The sequence below is a fragment of the Alkalibacterium sp. genome, assembly GCF_046484155.1.
GTDB lineage: Bacteria > Bacillota > Bacilli > Lactobacillales > Carnobacteriaceae_A > Alkalibacterium.
In genome coordinates, this window is record NZ_JAWOBT010000128.1 from 1 (window position 1) to 4,216 (window position 4,216).

Genomic DNA, 4,216 nt, shown 5'->3' on the forward strand with positions numbered 1-4,216 from the left:
CCTTCTAAGGCTACCAGGTGCAGGAAGCCGTCGTCCACGCGCGCATCTGGGATCATCGATTGGATCCCGGCTACGGAATTCGCCAAGGCAATGAGTACCAGGAAGGAATCCACTTCTGCGGTTTCACCGTCGATATCGAATTTGAACGAATACACTTCTTTTTCAGAAGCGGCTTTCACGCCTTCCAAAAGATACGCAAGTGGGCCTAACTTGGTCTTCTTCTCGATCGGTATACTGTGAACGGCTTCGGGGATCGATCCGATAGCGACGATATCGATAAAATAGGTGTCATTCAATTTTCCGATATCGATCCCTTTTTTCTTGCGCTTCGTTAAGGCTTTGATCGCTTTGTCCGGGTTCATCGGGATGTCCAGAACACGGCCCAGGTCATTGACGGTGCCAAGCGGGATGAAGCCAAAGGGAGGGCGGTTTTCTTCCGGTGCAATGCCGTTCACACACTCGTTCACGGTGCCGTCGCCGCCTAAGGCATAGATCGCATCCACGTGAGCGCGCACGGCGTCACGGGCAAACACTTTTGCGTCCCCGGCTTTTTCTGTCCATTTCAATTCCACTTCATCGTACAACTTTTCAAGTTCGGCTTTAGCCTGCGGACCATATTCCTTGCCTTCTTCACGGCCACTGGTCGGGTTAACGATTACCACTGCTTTTGTCATGAACTAAATCTCCTTAATAGTGACTCACTCTTATAAATCCTATCTTACTTTAAAGCCGCTCAATATCCTAAAAAAATGGCCTCGGGACTCCGAGACCATTTCCATTTAAATCGCTTATAATTCTTTGCCGTTTGATTCGATGACTTTTTTGTACCAGAAGTAACTGTCTTTTTTGTAACGCTTGAGTTCTTTTTCGTCGAGTTCTTCACGGTCGACGTAAACGAAGCCGTAACGTTTCTGGTAGCCGTTCATCCAGCTGAGCAGATCCGTATAGCTCCATGTGCAGTAACCTAACACGTCTACCCCATCCGTGATCGCTTCTTGAATCGCTTTGATGTGGTTTTTCAAGTAGTCGATGCGGTAGTCGTCATGCACCGATCCGTCTTCTTCCAGATCGTCATAGGCGCCCAGACCGTTTTCGGTAATTAAAATAGGCATGTGATAGCGGCTGTTGATGCGACGCATCGCAATGCGCAGACCGGTCGGATCGATGTCCCAGTCCCAATCGGTTTTTTCGATGAAGGGGTTTTCGGCTGATTTATACATGCCGGGAACTCCGCTGGCCTTACTCGTTCCTTTTTTACCGGTCGTGTTCATTTTACCTTCAGCCACGCCGTCCAGCGGATTCGCTTCAACGGTCGCTGTCTGGTAATAGTTGAGTCCCATGAAATCGGGTTTGCCTGCCTTGAGCAGTTCCATGTCTCCCGGCTGAACGTCCGGTGTCAGATCATTGCGCTCCAGATATTTCCAGACGACTGAAGGGTATTCGCCGCGCACATAGATATCCATCCACAAGTGGGCGTTGAACTCTTCGTTGTTTTCAGCCGCCAATTGATTTAAAGGATGGCAGTCTAAGGCGTAGGTCGGGCCGTATGCAAAACTCGGACCGATCATCCCCGGCATATCCAGTTCTCTGAAACGTTTGATGACGGAAGCGTTCGCCAGATGCGCAATATGGTTAGCTGCATACATGCGTTTTTCATCCTTGACGTTCGGTGGATGAGCCGCCATGTTGTAGCCGAGTTTGATGAAGATGTTCTGTTCATTCAAACTGACCCAGTACTTCACTCTGTCGCTGTAACGATTGAAGACGATTTCAGCATAGCGGGTGAAGTCTTCGATCACTTGACGATCTTCCCAGCCGCCGTATTTGTCCTGCAGGGCTTGCGGGATATCCCAGTGATACAGGGTGACGAGCGGCTCGATACCGTATTTCAATAACTCATTGATCAAGTTGTCGTAAAATTCGAGTCCCTTCTCGTTCACTTTGCCGTCTCCGTCTGGGATCACGCGCGCCCAGGCGATGGAGAAACGGTAGGCTTTCAATCCTTGGTCCGCCATCAGTTTGACGTCCTCTTTGTAACGGTGATAATGGTCAACGGCGACTTCGCCGGTCGTGCCTTTAAACGTCTTACCAGGAATCTGGACGAATTTGTCCCAAACGGATTCCCCTTTTCCGTCTTCTTTCATTGCCCCTTCGATTTGATAAGCGGCAGATGCGGATCCCCACAAGAAATCTTCTGGAAAGGCATCGAGTTGTTTATGAAACATTGACTCACTCCTTAAACTTGTTTTTAATAAAATCGCAAACGCTTGGAAATGGTGTCCGTTTTCATGTCTTGCTGATAATGACACTTACCTGAACAGTATAACCGTTTTCATTCCTCAATCTCAAGAAAAATATTTTTGAATTTAATGGCTGTCCTTCCAATTGGTATTCATTGAAAATCTCCCCCTAAAATGGTATCCTTTTAAGATGGAATCAAGTCGTAAGCTATTACATAAAAGAATACTATATTAGGAGTGAGAGCTATGCCGAGCGTAATGATCGTGTATGCAAGTTTAACGGGGAACACGGAAGAATGTGCGGAAATTCTGGAAGAAGCATTTAAAGATTTAGGCGCTGAGGTTGAAGTGGTGGAAAGTGTCGCTGCTGATCCTGAAGATTTGAAAGGTGTCGACATCGCATTGGTCGGCACATACACCTACGGGACCGATGCTGATTTACCGGATGAGATCGTTGACTTTTATGAAGAGCTGGAAGAGGTTGACTTAACGGGGAAAATTTTCGGCTGCTTTGGTTCGGGTGATACCTTTTATGAGAAATACTGTAAATCGGTCGATGATTTTGATGAGCAATTTGAAAAGACCGGTGCTAGAAAAGGTGCTGAAAATGTCAAAGTGAATTTAGAGCCCGAGGCAGAAGACATTGAGAATTTAAAGAAATTTGCCGAAAAAGTAATGGCCGCCTACAAAAATCAGTGAGTCTTATTTCAAAAAGTAGTAGCCGAAGGATGCTTGGCAGCGACAACGGACGCGTCGGCTCGGCGAAAGATCCTGATGCGGTTTGATTTTAATTGAATGAACAACAAAAAAAGCTAAACTAGTAGGTTTCAGACCTCTTAGTCGAGCCTTTTTTATTTTAGTATAATCAGGATCTTTTAAACATTCTCCCAAGCGACTAACGACTGAGAGACTATGCGGTCGGTTTTATCTACGATTTCTTTTTCACTATAATAATATTGGCCTTGGGCGGTCAATACAGCCATTCCATGAATAGACGGCCAGATCGCATCTATGATCGCCTGTTTTTCTGCACTGTTTTTTGAATCTAATTCTTCCATCTGGTCCATCACCTGGTTTAATGAATAGAAGGTACATTCATGTAAGCTGCTTGCCGGTATTTCTCCACCCATAAAGAGCGCACGGAAAAGGATCCCTTCTTCTTTAGCAAAACGTATGTAATTGGCACACACATCTTTTAAATGAATATCTTGATCGGAGATTTTGAATACATCTCTCTGAATGATTTCTTTTACGTAATCAATTAAATTTTCTTTTAAATCTTCCATATTTTTAAACTCTTTATAAATGGGTTGAGTCGATGCATTAAGATACTCGGCAATGCGTCGCGCTGTAAACTGATTGAAGCCTTCAACTTTGATTAATTCCAAAGCAGCATTTAAAATATGCTCTTTCAAAATCCTCCTTTTTCTCGGCATCCTCTTAACTCCCTTATTAATAAATTTTTAACATCTGTTATCCTAATTAATAAATTTCTAACATCTGTTATCCTATATTTAACGACAGTATAACATATTAAACATTTGGGATAAAGCCTTTTGAAACAGTTTATAAATATAATCGATTTATCATAAAGGGACGGACTCCTTTTGTTTTTAAGCAGACAATCCCGCTAAGATAATCATATGGATTAGATTAACATTAAAAATAAGTGGCATCAATTTTAGATTGTGACATCCTGTCATCTATGCTACTATTATAAAGTAGTGTAAAAAACGTAGGAGGAATGAACATGGTATTACCTAATTTTGAAGAGAATTTGAAGAAATATGCTGAATTGCTAGTCTCAACGGGTGTAAACGTTACCGATGGGCACACTGTTGTATTAAGTGTTGACGTCGATCAAGCCCCGCTGGCACGTTTAATTGCTGAAGCAGCTTATAAAAAAGGTGCTAAGGAAGTCATCGTTAAATGGACGGACGATCAAGTCACCCGTTCCACGTTCAAATATGCGCCTG

5 protein-coding genes are annotated in these 4,216 nt (G+C 43.9%); 2 read left to right on the forward strand and 3 right to left on the reverse strand.

From position 1 onward, the window contains the following. Positions 1-674, reverse strand: a 674-nt coding sequence (locus R6U02_RS09150; RefSeq protein WP_410263307.1) for a diacylglycerol/lipid kinase family protein, incomplete at its 3' end; no start/stop codon positions are given. 114 nt (positions 675-788) lie between these two features. Next, positions 789-2,225, reverse strand: coding sequence for a glycoside hydrolase family 1 protein (locus R6U02_RS09155; protein WP_410263308.1), 1,437 nt, complete (start codon positions 2,223-2,225; stop codon positions 789-791). 261 nt (positions 2,226-2,486) lie between these two features. On the opposite strand from R6U02_RS09155, the gene R6U02_RS09160 reads away from it, so the two are divergent. Then, on the forward strand, positions 2,487-2,939 hold the full coding sequence (locus R6U02_RS09160; RefSeq protein ID WP_410263309.1) for a flavodoxin: 453 nt from the start codon (positions 2,487-2,489) through the stop codon (positions 2,937-2,939). Between the two features lie 176 nt (positions 2,940-3,115). Here the strand turns inward: R6U02_RS09160 and R6U02_RS09165 are convergent, their stop codons facing one another. After that, on the reverse strand, positions 3,116-3,676 hold the full coding sequence (locus R6U02_RS09165; protein ID WP_410263310.1) for a TetR/AcrR family transcriptional regulator: 561 nt from the start codon (positions 3,674-3,676) through the stop codon (positions 3,116-3,118). Positions 3,677-3,990: 314 nt separating this feature from the next. Between R6U02_RS09165 and R6U02_RS09170 the strand changes: the two genes are divergently transcribed. Then, positions 3,991-4,216: aminopeptidase (locus R6U02_RS09170; protein WP_410263311.1), on the forward strand; the 226-nt coding region annotated here is incomplete at its 3' end.